16 protein-coding genes are annotated in these 16,538 nt (G+C 43.1%); 6 read left to right on the top strand and 10 right to left on the bottom strand.

Annotated elements, in window-relative coordinates; genetic code table 11:
- Together NWF01_01350 and NWF01_01345 are read right to left on the bottom strand one after the other, a co-directional pair.
- A complete protein-coding gene (locus NWF01_01350) occupies window positions 1-1,074 on the bottom strand; it encodes a Clp1/GlmU family protein (GenBank protein ID MCW4023667.1) in 1,074 nt (357 codons plus the stop codon).
- A complete protein-coding gene (locus tag NWF01_01345; GenBank protein MCW4023666.1) occupies window positions 1,067-1,705 on the bottom strand; it encodes a hypothetical protein in 639 nt (212 codons plus the stop codon). The genes NWF01_01350 and NWF01_01345 overlap by 8 nt, the downstream gene beginning before the upstream one ends.
- A gap of 78 nt (window positions 1,706-1,783) precedes the next feature.
- Here NWF01_01345 and NWF01_01340 point away from each other — a divergent pair, with 78 nt between their 5' ends.
- Window positions 1,784-2,479, top strand: coding sequence for an AAA family ATPase (locus NWF01_01340; GenBank protein MCW4023665.1), 696 nt, complete (start codon window positions 1,784-1,786; stop codon window positions 2,477-2,479).
- A gap of 16 nt (window positions 2,480-2,495) precedes the next feature.
- Complete coding sequence (locus NWF01_01335; GenBank protein MCW4023664.1) at window positions 2,496-3,011, top strand: CDP-2,3-bis-(O-geranylgeranyl)-sn-glycerol synthase; 516 nt, start codon at window positions 2,496-2,498, stop codon at window positions 3,009-3,011.
- Window positions 3,012-3,193: 182 nt separating this feature from the next.
- Here NWF01_01335 and NWF01_01330 read toward each other — a convergent pair whose 3' ends face one another.
- Both NWF01_01330 and topA read right to left on the bottom strand, forming a co-directional pair.
- Entirely contained in the window at window positions 3,194-3,625 is a 432-nt protein-coding gene (locus NWF01_01330) for a hypothetical protein (protein ID MCW4023663.1), read from the bottom strand.
- Window positions 3,626-3,723: 98 nt separating this feature from the next.
- A complete protein-coding gene (gene topA / locus NWF01_01325) occupies window positions 3,724-5,799 on the bottom strand; it encodes a DNA topoisomerase I (GenBank protein ID MCW4023662.1) in 2,076 nt (691 codons plus the stop codon).
- A 695-nt stretch (window positions 5,800-6,494) separates the two neighbouring features.
- Between topA and NWF01_01320 the strand changes: the two genes are divergently transcribed.
- Both NWF01_01320 and NWF01_01315 read left to right on the top strand, forming a co-directional pair.
- Window positions 6,495-8,786, top strand: coding sequence for a hypothetical protein (locus NWF01_01320; GenBank protein MCW4023661.1), 2,292 nt, complete (start codon window positions 6,495-6,497; stop codon window positions 8,784-8,786).
- Between the two features lie 29 nt (window positions 8,787-8,815).
- A complete protein-coding gene (locus NWF01_01315; protein MCW4023660.1) occupies window positions 8,816-9,682 on the top strand; it encodes a hypothetical protein in 867 nt (288 codons plus the stop codon).
- A 5-nt stretch (window positions 9,683-9,687) separates the two neighbouring features.
- Here the strand turns inward: NWF01_01315 and NWF01_01310 are convergent, their stop codons facing one another.
- The 3 genes from NWF01_01310 to NWF01_01300 all read right to left on the bottom strand — a co-directional run bounded on the left by NWF01_01310 (window position 9,688) and on the right by NWF01_01300 (window position 12,835).
- Window positions 9,688-12,411, bottom strand: a complete 2,724-nt coding sequence (locus tag NWF01_01310) for a DNA-directed DNA polymerase I (protein MCW4023659.1) — start codon at window positions 12,409-12,411, stop codon at window positions 9,688-9,690.
- Window positions 12,412-12,498: 87 nt separating this feature from the next.
- Window positions 12,499-12,666 carry a hypothetical protein gene (locus tag NWF01_01305; protein MCW4023658.1) on the bottom strand — a complete coding sequence of 56 codons (168 nt, stop codon included), beginning with the start codon at window positions 12,664-12,666 and terminating at the stop codon, window positions 12,499-12,501.
- 34 nt (window positions 12,667-12,700) lie between these two features.
- The gene (locus tag NWF01_01300) at window positions 12,701-12,835 is read right to left on the bottom strand and encodes a hypothetical protein (GenBank protein ID MCW4023657.1); all 135 of its coding nucleotides are present in this window, start codon (window positions 12,833-12,835) and stop codon (window positions 12,701-12,703) included.
- Between the two features lie 140 nt (window positions 12,836-12,975).
- Between NWF01_01300 and NWF01_01295 the strand changes: the two genes are divergently transcribed.
- Complete coding sequence (locus tag NWF01_01295; protein MCW4023656.1) at window positions 12,976-13,776, top strand: orotidine 5'-phosphate decarboxylase; 801 nt, start codon at window positions 12,976-12,978, stop codon at window positions 13,774-13,776.
- A gap of 5 nt (window positions 13,777-13,781) precedes the next feature.
- Here the strand turns inward: NWF01_01295 and NWF01_01290 are convergent, their stop codons facing one another.
- Entirely contained in the window at window positions 13,782-13,937 is a 156-nt protein-coding gene (locus NWF01_01290; GenBank protein ID MCW4023655.1) for a type II toxin-antitoxin system ParD family antitoxin, read from the bottom strand.
- Window positions 13,938-14,013: 76 nt separating this feature from the next.
- On the bottom strand, window positions 14,014-14,505 hold the full coding sequence (locus NWF01_01285; protein MCW4023654.1) for a 4Fe-4S dicluster domain-containing protein: 492 nt from the start codon (window positions 14,503-14,505) through the stop codon (window positions 14,014-14,016).
- A 381-nt stretch (window positions 14,506-14,886) separates the two neighbouring features.
- Here NWF01_01285 and NWF01_01280 point away from each other — a divergent pair, with 381 nt between their 5' ends.
- Window positions 14,887-15,837 carry a TIGR03560 family F420-dependent LLM class oxidoreductase gene (locus tag NWF01_01280; GenBank protein ID MCW4023653.1) on the top strand — a complete coding sequence of 317 codons (951 nt, stop codon included), beginning with the start codon at window positions 14,887-14,889 and terminating at the stop codon, window positions 15,835-15,837.
- Here NWF01_01280 and NWF01_01275 read toward each other — a convergent pair whose 3' ends face one another.
- Window positions 15,838-16,188, bottom strand: coding sequence for a hypothetical protein (locus tag NWF01_01275; GenBank protein ID MCW4023652.1), 351 nt, complete (start codon window positions 16,186-16,188; stop codon window positions 15,838-15,840).
- Between the last annotated feature and the right edge of the window lie 350 nt (window positions 16,189-16,538).

Genomic DNA, 16,538 nt, shown 5'->3' with positions numbered 1-16,538 from the left:
TTAGCATTCAAGTTGTTTATCAAAGTGGACTTTGCCAACGGTGATTGTGCCGATGACTGTTTCCACGGGTGTGAACACTTTGAGTGCTTTTTTGCGCTTGTTTATCTCCATTAAAATGCCGATGCCTAAAAATTTGCCCAGTTTACTTTTGAAGCCTAAAAGCAAGCCTTTGTGTGCTTCTTTTTTTGATAGTGTGATGCCGTTTTCTATTTTGTACTGGTTCATGTAGAGGAGACGGACTTTGTCGTTTTTGAGGTATTTGCTGTAGCTTTTTTCGCGTAGTTTTTTGCGTTTTTCTGGGTTGCGTTCTTTAACGTTGATTGGTGTTTCAATGATTTTTATTGGTTTGTCGTTGATTTTTGAGAATAGAGACTCAAGTTCACTTTCGATTTTTACGCCTACAATCAAGTCAGGATTAATTTGCTCGATTAGACTAAGCTTGTACTTTATGGCTTCTTCACCGCAAACCCAGCCGTCCGTGTTTATAACTATGAACTCTGGATTTTTCTTTAAAATTTCTTCTTGTAGTTTACGGTATCCGTTTAATGTTTCATTAACTGCTTTTATTGGAGAGGTTACTCCTACAAAAAATGCGCCTTCAGGTTTAAGCGCGTATAGTTCCGTTGTAGGTTTAGCTGTTAAAGCATACCCTAATGTTCCAGGTGGGCCAATATCTGACTGTCCTATGTCTCCATCCAACACTGCGACACAACGTTTCGACACTACTAACTGGTTTACCAAGTAAGTGCACAGGCTGCTTTTTCCAGAATCAATCTTGCCTACAACAAGAATAATCGTAGGTTTTTTTTCCATGTTTAGCAGCATCTGGGCGGTCTCACTCCATGAAGACGGAATGGTGTTTCCTGGGACTTCTTGTACGCCAGCGTTTGTGCCCAACGAAATAGTCAGTTCTGCTTTATCAAGCAAATAAAAGGGTAACCGCTTGCCTTCTCTAACTAGAGCTTGACGGTTTTTTATATGGTAACCAAAAACTTCCACAACTCCACTGGTGACATTAACGCATGCAGGCCCATCTATTAACAGGGTTTTTCCTTGTTCGAAATTTTTAATCACATTTCGTGCCCCTTGAGTAGACCTTTCCATTTCTGCTTGCTATTCTGATGGCTGAGGCAATGTGCCTTAACCGTCTGCTGCGTATATTGTGGTTTAAGGGCAGGTTGGTTCCTGCTTCATCAACAATTTCTAATTTTACGTTTTGGGGCAGAGATTCATCTAGAGCTTCAACTACTTTTTTGTATACGGGAACACCGTTGCCTATTTTTATGAGAACCCCCTTGACCCCCAAATTCGTGTTTAAGACTTCTCTTGCCTTATACACTGCATCTTGTACGCTAAAACAGTTTTCTCTATAAATAACCTTTCCGTCAGCAACAACAGCAAACCCGATAACTTCACCTGGATCAATGCCGACCACGATTTTTTCATACGAGTCTTTTCCTTGTAAAATACGGTTTGCCTCAGTAAGTAGTCTTGGCAGTTCTTCTTCTGTACATCCGAAAATTAGGATTTTTTCAAAATTTACCTTGTCTTGTTCGGTTTGGGTTGTGATTACTGCTTTAACTTGGGCTGGTAGGGCTTGCCCCGGGATTAAGCTGAAAAAGGGGATGTTTTGTTCTTTTAACGCATTAACTATCAGAAAATATGCTTTTCCCTGAACTGTGGCAACTGCAACTTTTGCTCTCATAGGAGTTCCTTATAGGATAAGTTTAAGCGTAAATCACATTATTATTTTTGCACAATAAAATATCTAAAGTGCATACTCGTGTCTGAGAAACTCCAAACTGGCATAAAATGTGTTGACAACACCTTAGAAGGGGGTATTTCACCTCAAAGCATAACGCTGATTTATGGTGAACCCGAAACTGGTAAGTCCACTTTAGCAATGCAGGTTGCTTTCTACTGTGCGTTGCAGAACCGTAAGGTTCTCTACGTTGACTGTGATAACACTTTTGCTGCTCAGAGACTTATGCAAATCTCAGGGGACAAGTTTGAAGAGATAGCGCCTTTGATTCTTTTGGTGAAGCCGCTGGATTTTAAGGAGCAAACCGCCGTGGTTGACCACATAAGTGATTACACAGAGAAAAATTTTGGGTTAATAGTTATTGACACTTTTACTTCGCTTTATGGCGCTAAAGTAGCTGAGTATGACAAGAAAACTTTTAGCATAAATCGTGAATTAAACCGTCAACTGGCGATTTTGGCGCAATCAGTTAAGGTCCGAAAAATCCCTGTAATCATAACCAGTCAAGTCCGCAATGTGTTTGCTGGGGAAACTGTTAGTATTGCACCTGTGGCTAATCGAGTGTTGAAGTTTTGGGCTGACACAATAATTGACCTAAAACCAACTGAAAACACCCGCTTAATCAAGGCGGTAATTGAAAAATCATTAAAACCCGTTCAATCCACCTGTTATATACAAATAGGTGAAAACGGAATAAGTGATGCATCAAACCAGTAAACATGGTTGAAAATTCATGGAAATTGCCCTACTAATCATCACCGCATTACAATTCATCTTTCCAGCATATTGCGCAAACGCAGTGCCCGTGCTTGCAGGCGGTGGACAAAAAATGGATTTTGGCAAAAACTTCATTGACGGCAAAAGAATTTTTGGCAACAATAAAACTTTCCGTGGCTTCTTCTTTGGTTGGGCTGTAGGTGTGGGTGTTGGCTTGGTAGATTGGGTCGTTTTTGGTTTTCCCATTGTCTTGGCAATTTTGACTCCTCTTGGGGCGCTACTAGGTGATTTAACTGGCGCATTCATTAAACGACGATTAGATATTGCTCCGGGCGGTTTGCTTCCTGTGGTGGATCAGATTGATTTTGTGGTGGGTGCAATTGTGTTTTCGTTGCCTTACTTGTTCTTTATGGATGGGGGGTACTGGGTTAACTGGCAGGTTGCTTTGATTGTGCTGCTTATTACTCCGCCGATTCATCTGTTAACCAATTTCGGTGCTTACAAGCTGAAACTAAAACGTCACCCTTGGTGACTATATTTTAGTAGCCAAGCCAGTCAAAGTTTAGTTAGTGATAATTTTTCTGTGCCGCTGCAAATGTTTACGTCATCAAAATGGGTTACAAGTTTTGCTATCGACTCAAACAATGCTGAGTGGCTAACTAAAATTTTGTAATGAATAATTTTGGTATCAAACAAAAAGGAAAGAGGTTTTTCTTAGTTGTAGATATGGTTAATTTTCACGTATAGTCCGTATTCCAGAACTATGTATGATAAGAACATAAGCGTTATGCCTACCATCAGCAACATGTATGCCTGACGTGGTTTGTATGCGTTTTTTGTGCTTTGATAAACTGCAAATAAACCAGTGAAGCCTATTGCGTACATAAACGCTGAGATTATGTTTTCTGAAATGTATTGACCTGATAGGTCAGGATAGAACCAAATGAACTTGCTATTGTAGTACCCAATTGTTCCTGCACTGTTGGAAGTTAATGAGAATATTGTGCCGCCTATCAGCAGTATTGCAACAATTATGCCGCCTAAAACAATTGCTACTGTTGATGGCTTAAAAGATGACAGTTTTTCATACAGGTTGCCTACTGAGTAGGACGCGTCAGAAGTACCTTTCTTAACTTTTTTGGACATAGTGTGGTTCTCTTCCCTGCAATTTCTACATACTGGTTCCTTATCAAGTTTATGAATTTTTCTGCACACAGCACAGGTTATTGTTGCTTGAAAGCCTTCTACCCAGTTTTAGCTGGACACTGCGTATTAATGCATAGCCGCCAAGGATGCTTGGGTTTTAGCAGAACCTGAACAACTGGATAACCACAGTTTTTACACGGTGTGCTCAACGGTTTTATTATGCCTGTTTGTGGCAATGGAAAAGCCGCGCCGCATTTGCCTTCAAAATAGTTCGTGCATCCCACAAAGCGTTTTCCCGTTTTTTTGGAGTTCAGAATAACTAGCTTTCCAGTTTTGCATCGGGGGCAGGTTCCTAAAATTTTCTGGTTCAAATATGCCTTTTTTAAAGCCTGATTTAGCTGTGTACCAATAGCTACCTCGTTTTCTTTCAGCTCTTTTGTAACTGGCTTGAGGATTTCAAGCGCTGCAGAAAGCACGCTTTCTTTGTTGTTTTCGCCTTTTTGGATTTTATCCATTTTTTCTTCTATGCTTCGGGTTAGCTGTGGCGAGATTACGTTGGGGCAGTATTTTCTCAAAACCTCAATCACTTCTGAGCCTAAATCTGTGATTGTCATACTATCGGAGCCCTGCACATACTTTCGGTCATAAAGCGTCTGTATGGTGGCTGCACGGGTAGCTTTTGTGCCTAACTCTTCCTGCTCCATCTTTTTGAGCAAGCTTTTTGGGTTGTATCTGGCAGGGGGTTTGGTGTAGTTTTCTTTCATAGTGACTTTTTTAACCTTGACGATTTGTCCCTCAACCAGTGGTGGCAAAAACACGTTTTCTGCTTTCACATACGGCTTATAATACTCAATCCAGCCCTCGCTGAGTGTACGGGTTAATCTTAAACCAAACATGTTCCCGCTGATACTGACTTCAACTTGAATGCTCTGTTTCACAGCAGCATCTGCAAAAACCGACAAAAACCGCTTCACAATCAAATCAAAAATGTTGCGTTCTTGTGTGTTTAGCGCTTTTTCGGGCAGGTTTCCTGTGGGGTAAATCGCGGGGTGCGCGGGGTCAGTTTTGTTGCCTTCGTGTGGTTTTAGGCTGGGTTTGGCGAGGAGTTTGTTGGCTTGGGTTTTGTAGGTGTTGGTTTTTGCTAGTTTTTTAAGGATGTTTTTGTAGTTGATGTTTGCTGGGAGTTTTTGGCTGCTTGTTCGGGGGTACGAAATCAGGGCGTTAACGTAGAGTTTCTGCGCAATTTTTGAGGTAGTCATGGGGCTGTAGCGAAGATGACTATAGGCTTCACTTTGCAGTGTGCCTAAATCAAAAGGAACTGGCGGTTTTTGTAAAAACTCGTTTACTGCTACTTTTTCGATTTTGCCCTCTTTTGTTTTACATGAATCTAATGTGGTTTTGGCTTCTTCTTTGGTTTGAATAGGGTTTTTTAGGTAATCAAAATCAAACGTAAATTCGTCTATGAGGATTTTTGCAGTTAGTGTCCAGTATGGTGTGGCTACAAAAGCTTGGATGCTGTCCTCTTTGTCTTTAAGAAAATTCAGGGTTGGACCCTGCACTCTTCCCGTGCTCAAAGTTGCGTATTGTCCACTGCATCTTTTAACTGCGCCCGTTAATGCTCTAGACAGGTTAATGCCATAAAGCCAGTCTGCTTCATGCCTAGCTAATCCCGCTTCTATTTGAGCAAAATCTAATCTGGGCAGTAGATTTGTGTATGATTCAACTAGTTCTTCGTTTGTTAGGGTGGAATATTTCATGCGTTTAGCGGTTTTCTCTTTGCCTTGGCATGCATATTTGAGTATACAGTAGCCGATGATGCTTCCTTCAATGTCAAAGTCGCAGGCGTCCACAAAGTCCTTGGCGTTTTCTGCAAGTTTTGAGATGACTTTGAGCCATGTTTTGGTTTTTGAGGCTTTGCGGTCTGCTTGGTAAAGCGGAACCCACTGATAATCAAAAATTGGGAAGGTTTGTTTTTCTTTTTTTGTGCTCGTAACTGTGTAGAGGTGTCCTAAGGCTGGAACAACAATGATGTTGCTGCTTCTGTAGGCACTAAAAAATGGGGTGCCGTTTTCCCTGTTTTCTTTAGGCTTTCCAGCGGTATCCAGCGCCGCTGCTATTCGTCGGGCAGCATCTGGTTTTTCAGCTACAACTAACGTGTATTTTTCCAACACCATTAAACCAAGATAGCATTTAACTCAGGCTTAATTAAACTATTTTTAAGTATTTTTTGGTGGAGTCAAGTAAACCCTTGTTTAGCAACCAATAAATAATCCTTGTTTCATTATTACGGCAGTGAAACATACATTGCCGCAGAGAATTGTTTGCCATGGTTGCAACCATATTTTATATGAAGGTGCTGAGCTTAAGCCTCCGGATGAAATAATCCAAAAACACAATGGAAACTGTCCAAAATGTGGTCGTAAACTGTCTCTGTTGCCTCTTAACGTTGAAGTTAAACCTTTAAAATAACGTTTGAGTCTGATTTTACAATTGCCCAATGTGTCTAATGTTAGCATTGATGTTACTAATTAGAGTAGTGAAGTGGGCAAGCTTAACAAACTGCCTAAAATATGTAACCTAAGTTTCTGGTCAGCGTTAGTTGGTGGAGCAAAATTTAGCCTTACATGGCAGATAGTGTTCGCAACTTATTGTTTATCCTCTCGACCGCTTATAGGTCTTGAAAGCTTATGCTAAGCCAAGCCTGTCTGGCAAAGGTGAGCAAACAAAAAACCCCTAAAAAGGCTTATTTTAGCGTTTAATGGTTGATTTGTGTTGTTAGGATAGTACAGTTGTTTTTGGAAAGCCATAAATAAACGTCCAATGTGATAATTACCAGAAAATTACAGTTACATCATAGAGATGGCTCAATGTGGGTATAAATAAACAAAGTTCAAGTGGCTTAGCCGCATTAGGAAAACTTCGTATTCCAATAAATCACAGCACAGCACTAGCATATTCAGCATTAATTCTTATACTCTTTATCGCTTTCACGCTTCGCTTACTCCCAGTACGCTGGGAAATCCCTTCAGGATTCATTCACCTAAACGAGTTTGATCCCTACTACCAGTTCATGCTAACACAGCACATGGTTCAAGACGGTCTGCTTTCTCCATACCTAGGAAACGGCTGGACTAACATGCAAGTTTGGTTCCCCTTCGGATTAAACACTCAAACATCTCTACCTGCTCTGCCAATGACTGCAGCAGCTCTCTACAGTATAATATCTACACTTGGAATCCAAGTTGACCTAATGAGCTTCTGCGCAATGATACCCGTAATAATCGGCACATTATCATGCTTAATAATGTACTTCATCGGAAAAGACATGGGTGGAAGAACCCTTGGCTTATTCTCAGCGTTTATCTTGGCAATGGCTCCATCATGGCTTCAACGAAGCTCTCTGGGATTCTTTGACACTGAAATTCCTGGACTTTTGGGCTTATTGTTGTTCGTTTTCTTTTTCCTAAGAGCAATTGACGGTAACAAAACTTTGCGTTCCTCCCTAATTTACTCCGTTTGCTCTGCACTTGCTTTAGCCTATTTCATGAGCGGTTGGGGTGCAGCCTTTTACCTGTTAGACCTCACTGTCCTGTTTGTTATTGTACTAATTGCCCTAAGACGCTATACGCCTAGACTGCTGCTTAGTTACAGCATTGTCTTTGGTTTATCCCTGCTTATAGCTACTAAGGTTCCATATATTTCACTGGATTATCTTGTTGGAGGACCAATCCTTCCAGTTGCAGCAGGTTTCATCTTATTGCTAATCGCAGAAGTTCTACGCAACAACCTAAGCGCCAGAACCAAAACCATACTTACAGGCGGCTCAATTGCAGTTATAGCTGGTGTCTTTGTCGTTTTGGGTGCAATGGGTGTATTAAGTGACATTGCAGGCAAATTCATCTCAGTCGTAAACCCATTAGTTCGTTCAGCAGCACCCCTAATTGCATCAGTAGCTGAGCAAACAATTCCAAGCTGGGGTGGCCTTTACTATGAAACTGGCATTATGATTCTGTTTTTCCTGTTTGGCTTATTCTTTGTGCTACGAAACCCAACGAACAGAAACATTTTCCTGCTTCTCTTCAGTTTTTCCGCGCTTTACTTCTCCGCTTCGATGGTGCGTTTACTTGTCCTATTTGCTCCAGCCTTTGCTCTCCTTGTAGGACTGGGAATCATTAACATGCTTAAGCCATTCTTTACTATAATCAAAGAATCATCAAATCTTTCAGTGAAAGCAAAACGTAAATTTGTCCGAGTAAACAAGGAATATAGTGCAATTGCAATCTTGTTTATTTTCATAATCTTGGTGTCATGCTTTGCTCTTACGCCCCAAGCTACCTATGCTCAACCAAGAGCTATACATGGAGCATACGCGCCAACGTCAATCAGTTCAGCAAGCTTACCCATTATACCCTCTGAAACAGCACCAGAATGGATCAATGCTCTTAGCTGGTGCCAAAACAACCTTCAACAGTCAGATGTGGTTGTTGCTTGGTGGGACTATGGCAACTGGTTAAGCTATCTTGGCAATGTTACAACGCTGTGTGATAACACTACGGCAAACAGTACACAAATAGAGAACGTTGGTTTCATCTACATGGCTAATGAAACTCAATCATTAAAGATGCTGTCTCATTACAACCCTGACAGAACACAGTACGTACTGGTTTTTACTACCATACAGATCAGCCAATCCAGCAGTTCTACAACTAGTTACCAGTACACCGCCAGCTTCTCACAATACGGCGACGAGCAAAAGTGGGCATGGATGGCCAGAATTTCAGGCTCAGCAATGCAAAGATTCATAGACACTGGTTACATACCCGCATCTCTGGGTTGGGAAGACGAAACATCCTTCCAGAACATAACCTCATCAGGTACATACGAGTGGACTGACCAGGGTTTAAACTCAACAATATACAAACTGCTAAGCTACACCAAACAACTATACTGTAACGAGGTTTCAGAGAACCTTAACCAATATGGTATCGTGTTGTCACCTGACGTAGCCGCAGAGACGCCAATGTTCTTTAAGCCAGCTTTCATCTCAGGCTTAGACACAAGCCCCTATCAGTACAATGGACTCGTACCGCTCGTTGGTATATATGAGATTGACTGGCAAGGATATCAACAAGCCATCGCTAATGGAACAGTTAAACCCTAACAGCGGGATGAGCGCAAGGAAGCGAGGTAATGTTTCCTAAGGTTCCAGACCAACACAAACCCAGCAAGCCCTTAATTCCCAATGGAATAGGCGTACTCTACGTCCTATTCACAACTGTGTACCTTTTTCTTTTGTACTTTACAAGCTATGAGAAAGGTGTAAACGCTGTTTCTGCACCCTTAACTTTAGCAGTTTGTATTTTATTTGGCGGCTTTATGGGGCTGCTGGATGATTGGATGGACCTCAAATGGCGCTACAAAGCCTTCATGCCCCTCATTGCTGCGCTGCCGCTGATTTACTTTGCACAGGCCATGGATGCACGAACAACAATTTCTTTACCCTTTGTTGGCACATTTGATTTTGGCATAACCTACTTCTACATAATAATTCCATTAATCGTGATGATAATTACTAACACAGTAAACATGCTGGGTGGTTTAAATGGGCTGGAAACCTTGTGCCCCGCGGTTGTACTGACAGGGTTAATGATCATTTCCCCCACATCTTATCTTTTGATGCTTGGACCTTTACTGTTTTGGCTGATTCTTGCGGTCTTGAATCTGCAGGGAAAACTTTTCGTAGGCAACTCTGGTTCATTTGCCATTGGTCTAACCATTGCCTCCTTTGCCGTGATAGCTGATTTAAAACTAAGCTTAGCCATCTCCATGATTCCCTACATCTTCAACTCATCCTTGATTTTGTTGATGGTTTTCTTCACTCACCACAAAGCACACATGACCATCAAAGACGGCAAACTTTGCTCTGACAACAAACGCAGCCTTGTCACTCTAATCACTTATAAACGACCTTTAACCGAACGGCAAGTCGTAGCAATAGTAGCCACAACAGTTGCTGTATCTACTTTGATAGCTGCAGTAATTCAACTATTAAGCTAAAAAAGCTACATTAGGAAACGTTCAAGTTTAGTTAACCCGATAATCTCATCAAAACTCAAACCCAACGCATCCAGCACTTGGTCAAAAGTAGAATTCAAATATTCAATATACTTCTCCACATCAACCTCGTTTCTGGAGGCTAACTCAACAGGTTTCACGCCAGAGTTAGGGTCATCACTGCTATGGGATGAAGGCTTCAAGACTTTAACAAAACTAATCAAATCCCCTGCCCGTGGCTCCTTACCGTTTTTCTGCAAAATCCTAGCCGCCTTAACATGCTGAGGCGTAGTTTTAGTGTACTTTGCCAAATCATCCCCCAGCACAACATGGAACGCCAACTCGTTAATGTCTGCCCATTCTCTACGTTTAAGTGTCATGTAGCGTTGTCGCACGATGCCTGCGATGTCTTTTTTGGCTTGCTCGAAATCCGCTGGGTTCTTCACTTGGGCAAGGCGTTCTTTCATGTTGTTGAAGGCGTCTTTGATAAAGATTGGAATATGCTTCTTCTTACCCGTTAGTCCCTTCACATCTACGCTGCCATCCTCAAGAACGCCTAAATAATTCTTTTTACGACTGCTAAAAACCGCGTAACGATACGTCTTTTCCATGTCGATACCCATTCCTAATTCGTGCTCGGTGTAGTGAACCACATCCTCGATTTGTTCTTTGGATGGGTTTTTGAGGAAAAGGCTGTCGGTGTCACCGTAGAGTACCTGAATGCCTACGCTTCGGCAGTGGTTGAGGATTTGGGTGATGCTGTAGCGTCCAATAGCGGCGGTGGCTTCTGCGACGGGGGGACAGTAAAGGTCAAAGCTGTCCGCGCCAAACACGCCATAACTAGCATTCAAAATGACTTTAAGCGCGCCCTGCGCGATACTATACCAGCTTCGCAGTTCAGGCGGTAAGGTTTTGTCTTTGGCGCGGCTTTTGTACCAGCGTACACGTAAATCACGTAGTGCCCCAATCAGTAGGCTTTCCATGGCGCGCTGTTTTTTGCATACCCAGTGTGGCGTATCAGGTATCATGTGGCTTTTGCATTCGGGGTGGTCGCAATCGATGGATTGGTAGCCGAGGTTCCAGACTTTAATGATGGAGGGGTACAGGCTGGGAAAGTCCATAACTGCCACGTTGAAGTGCACGCCTGGGACTGGTTCGACCACGATTGCGCCTTTGTATTTTTTGCCTTTGATGATGGCGGTGGTGGTTGTTTTGCCTTTTTTGGTTAGGATTTCTTGTGCGTTGGGGATGAGCATGTTGCGTTTTCGGTGCTCGCGGTGCATGAAGTTGCGGATCCAGCGGCTGACGCCTTGGCGACTCACGTCTTCCATGGGCATGCTGCTGATGCGCGCGAGAACCAGCATGAGTTTCATGGCGGAGTCTTCTTCGACGCTGGTTAATTTGTAGGTGATTTCTGAGTCCCGCATACAGTAAGCTGCGAGTTCGCTGTAGTTGAGGTCGCCAAAGGCTTTGTCAATGTGGATCTTTGGGGTGCCAATTAAAGCGCTACCAACATCGTCGAGGCTAACGTCTTTGTATTTGCCGCCGTACGCGTAAATCTGCACGGAACGGTTGAAGAAGAACTTGTATAGGTCAATGTGAATGCCATATTTGAGGAGGCAGACGCGTTTGCCAACTTCGATTGGTATGTCTTTTTTGTAAAAACCCAAATTGTGGGCGCGGTGCACAAGGTAGCGTAGGTCAAAATCGTCACCGTTAAACGTTAAAACGAAGGGGTACTCCCACAAGACATCAAAGACTTTTCGGATGAGCTCCTCCTCGGTTTCGCAGTACTCCACTTCCATGCCCGCCGTCAATGAGGGGTCGCCCAATTCCATACCTTCACGTTTGAGCACCAAAACCCGTTGCTCGCCATCGCTGCTATAAACTGAGCAAGCAATAACTGGGCACGCTCCCTCTCTTGCGTCAGGTACACGATTAGACAAGGGCGAGTAAACTTCAATGTCAATGGCGGCTCTGCGGAATTTGGGCGCGGGGTACTCGAGCAGTTTTGCCCAGTTTTCCGCATACTCCTGCTCCTCGGTTGTGGCGTCTGCAAAGAGGTTTTTTATAGTGTTTAATGTCTCGTTGGTTTCTTCCAAAAATACGGGTTCCAGATTGCAGTTTTGGACTTGGTAAATCATGCCTGGAATCAGGTTGCGGTCGTAAATGTATGATTGGTAATACTTGATTTTGGACTCCCAAACTTGGATTTGTTCGGCTGGTGTGTTGGTGGCTTTGGGGCAGTCCTCTGGGATAATATCGCGGATGGTGCCAGACGGTTTGCCGCCGATGGCTAAGGGGTCGCCTGTAACGATTTTTGTAACCGAAACCATTTTGTTGTCTAAGGGATCCATTTTTTGTTGTGTTTCAAAATGGTCAAAGCCTTCATGCTCAACTATGCGTTTAACCTTTTGTAGGTCACATTCAGGCAGGTTCGTTAAACAGTACGGTTTATGCTCGGTGTTATCGTACCAGAAATAAATCTGCCCTGACACTGGCTCATATAATTTGATAACTGCCTTCTTTTTGCGTCCATCATAAAACGCTGAAACAAAATATGACGCTGGCAAGTAATCAGGGGCAAGTGGCGGGTAGGGCTGTTTTTCTCGGGTTACGTGTTTTGTGCCTTCAATGGTTGGTGTTTGGGTTTTTGGCGCTTGCGCTTTAGGTTCTTCTTTAACCTGTTTAGGCTCTGGTGTGCCAAAATAGTCTAGGAGTGTGCGCGCCATCCAATTGTAACCTAGCCAAACTATTGGTTGTTGCTACTAAAATCTTTAGTTACCAAAAACAGCAAGACTACAAGGAAAAAATGCACTTTATTCACTATAATATTGACCATGCGTAGACAGTAAATCTTCTTCATGCATCTCGCGACGATGCTTATCAACGGATTTTTTATCATCAAAAATTTTTCCGCATTCCGGGCACATGTATTGCCCCGCTTTTGTTTCTGGTGTGCTTTTGCGTTTGACTGCTTGGCTCAAAAATTCACCTCCAAAAAATCCCCTAAATTAGCAGTTATTGTTCGTGCTCGTTTTCTTCCTCAAGCAGTTTTCGAACACGTGGACTGCTTCTTGCGCTTCCCAGACGACCAGTCTCAGACACACTCGTTTTTTCCTTCTCCATGTCTTCCCTGTTTTGTCTTCGCGCCAAATCACTCACCTCTATTCAAAGGGAATCTTAACTTTTAATTATGTGGTAAAATCTTCTTAAATGTATGTGACTGTGAAAATTCACCTACAGTCCCCTTGACTTAAAAATCTCCAACAGGGACCTGTGGCACCGTAAAGGTTATGACCACAAACACCAAAGTTACAACAGTGATACCCGTGTCCTTTAAGGTTAAAATGCAGGAAGCCGCAAAAAGCAAAAACTCCAAAATCGTCCTAGCACTGGATTTTCCATTCGAAGCCAACGTTAACCGTGACAAAATGCTCTCAAAAGCCCAACAAATCCTCAAAGCCGTCCACCCCTACGTTTGCGCAGTTAAATTCAACCATCACCTCACTTTGCCGCTGGGCTTGTTTGATGGCGTGGCCGAGCTGGTTGAGCAGATTCGCGGCGCAGGAATGCTGGCAATTATGGACGCAAAAGTTAACGATATTGGCAACACGAATCAGGTGATTGCGGATTACTACTTCTCTGCGGGGTTTGATGCGATTATCGCTAATCCGTTTGTTGGTTGGGATGAGGGGTTAAAGCCGCTTTTTGAAGTTGCACGTCGCTCAAACCCTGGAGTTATCCTCCTTACTTATATGAGCCATAAAGGCGCATCTGAAGGCTACGGGCAAACAATCATCGACCCAGAAACCTGCCAAAAAACCAGCCAGTACCTCTTATTTGCCAAAAAAGCCCTTAAATGGGGTGCCGACGGAGTGGTTGTTGGCGCGACGGTTCCGCAGAAAATCGCTGAAGTCAAAGCCATCCTTGGCAGCCAAGTGCCGATTTACTCTCCGGGGGTTGGCGCGCAGGGCGGCGGTGCTGAAGAAGCAGTTAAGGCTGGTGCAAGTTATCTTATTGTTGGCAGAGAAATTGTTTCTGCATCTGACCCAGCAGTTGTGGCGTCGCGGTTGTGTAGTTGTACGCGGTTTTAAGTGTTTTATCTTCCGCGTTTGTTTTCCCAGAGTTCTTTCTTTAGCAGATCGCGTACGGCTGAGCGTATGACGCTGCTGCGGCTTGGGTACATGTTTGACCTTACAAGTTCATCTAAGCCTTCAAGGTAGGCTTCTGGTAGTAGGACTGTGACTAGTTTCATTTTTTTCCCTCTCAAACTATAATATGCATTAAACATGCCGGTAAATATAAGAGTTAACGCTAGACCCACAAAAACATCAAGGCTTAGCCTGAAGTTGATGTTTACGTCTTTCTTTAGCCCGCATCTCCTGGAAAAACGAGGTTACAAGCTTGTGGCTTTTTTGACTGTTACGCTTGTCATTAACAGAGACAACCCGCGGTATCTTGCCAAACTTCTCCACCGTGCCATCTTCACGTTTTCGCTCAACTTGTATGCAGTCATCAACCATGCAACTCATCACGCAGGCACCGCAGTAAACGCATAGGTCCTCAATAATTTTTACACCATCATTGCTCCAGTAAAGCGCGTTTGTTGGGCAAGCATCTATGCAATATTTACATTGTACACCGACGCAAGTGTAGGGGTTAATTGAAATTTTGCCTTCACTGAAAACTTCTTTAACTCCTGTTGGCTCGAGCATTTCTTTGCGTCGTTCTTGCCGTTCTTTTTCTTCGGTTTTTTCCTCTTTCTCAGCACTGTCTGAAATTAAGCCGAATATGTCGATGGGTGAAGAGGACTTGTCTGGCATTTTTCATCATCAACGGCGTGTTTAAAGATAATATTTGGTTTGGGAATTATAATTACTTATCTAAGCAAAAAGTAGATTTTAACTGGAAAATAGTTATGTGTTGTTTTTTGGTTTGTTTGGTTGGGTGTTTGACACAATAGTTTATTATATCTTGATTCTTACTATATTGTGTCTCGTGTTAGAAGGTATGGCTATTGGGGGCAATTAAAATATTATTAAGGGACCTTCAACAAAAAGTTGATAGCATATTATACAAATGTGAATATATCAAAGAATGCAACAAAGTAACACCCCAATGTTGGGATGGGGGCAACAGTTACTGCGGCGAATACAAAAAGAGGCTCTGCCAAGCTAAACTCAAAAAAACCGAGGTCAAACTCATTGGGCAAACTAAACTTTGGGGTTTTTCTCCCCTTCTACGGCTACAAAATGCCATCCAACCCAGCAGAGCAAATCAGCACCCTAAAACAAATCGTGCTGAAATGTGAAAAACTGGGGTATGATTCCGTCTGGATAGACGACCACCTAATGTACAAAAACATGCCCATTCTTGAAGCATGGACCACCCTCTCCGCACTTGCAACACAAACCCGCAAAATCCGCTTAGGCACCATGGTGACCTGCAACCCTTATCGCAATCCTGCGTTGCTGGCAAAAATGGCGGCAACCGTAGATATCCTCTCAAATGGAAGGCTTGACGTGGGCATCGGGGCTGGCGTACAAAAAAAGGAACACAACGCCTACGGCATAACCTTTCCACAAACTGCATCTCGTATTGAACGTTTAGGCGAAACTTTAGAAATTATGAAAAAGCTCTGGACAGAGCAAACCGCCAATTTCTCAGGCAAATATTACAAGCTCAAAAATGCCGTTTGTGAACCCAAACCCCTCCAGAAACCACACCCGCCCCTTGTGGTTGGAGGAAGCGGCGAAAAACTAACCCTAAAAGTCACCGCCAAATACGCCGACCGCTTCGACTGGGGCTTCATACCCACACTTGAAGAGTACCAGCATAAACTCTTCGTTTTGGAGCGTCACTGCAAAGAAGTTGGCAGAAACTTTGAAGAAATCGAGAAGTCCTGCTGGCCCGGCTACCAAGTCGTTATAGGAGAAGACCAAAAAAGCTTCAAAGCCCACGCAGAAAAACTAATGCAGAAAGGAACAAGCCTTGAGGACTTTAAGAAAACAAATCTGGCGGGTACACCTGAGGAGTGCAGGGAGAAGCTTGCTGTTTTTGAAGATTTGGGTGTTTCGTATTTTATGCTGTTTTTCAGTGACCTACCCGATTTTGCTAACTTGGAGCTGTTCGCAAAAACCGTGATTAAAGCGTAGTTATAGGTCGCCTTTTGCTATATGCGCGAGTTCATGGCGGATGATTTCATTGAACGAGTGATACGGGTTCTGCCTGACCAGAATGATATAGTCCGCGTTTAGATTTTCTTCCCCGTTAAACACACACGCATCTGTACCTTCCCGTGTCAGCGTGCGTCCCCACTCCAGAATTTCCCTCTCCAAATCTTCCGGGCAATTAAGACGCAAAAGTACGTGCTCAAAATCCTCATCTTCCACCCTAAACGCTGCAATCTTAGGCATTGGCTCTTGGCTAAGCGTTTTCCATTGCTGGATTAGTTGGGTTTTGGGGATACATTCAGCTTTAAGGTTGAGCCCTTCAATCAAAACCAAAATTAAACCTCTGGGTAATCTGGGCGTTTTTGGGGGTAAAAGTGTTTGCAGTTACATGGCGATAACAACAAATCGGAGCTATCACAAAGAAATGATTTTGCTATTTTTTTGGTGGAGCCTGAGTTAGTCAGGCCGTTTGGCTTGGGTATTATTAAGTTTGTATAAAAAAGGTGAATTGAGCTGAAAAAGTTTTGTAATTCAGGGTTATGGGTGATTGGGGGTTTTGTGATAAAATTTAAAAGCGTATTTATTGCATCATTTGATGGTTTGTAGGTGAGGCAATTTCGAAAATTAGCGTTCGCAGTTACACTTCTAACTATTGTGCTTTTATGTCCATTTTTACACGTAAA

The organism is Candidatus Bathyarchaeota archaeon (assembly GCA_026014585.1).
Lineage (GTDB): Archaea > Thermoproteota > Bathyarchaeia > Bathyarchaeales > Bathycorpusculaceae > Bathycorpusculum.
The sequence above is the reverse complement of the archived record's forward strand: the minus strand, read 5'-3'. Positions and strand labels throughout refer to the sequence as shown.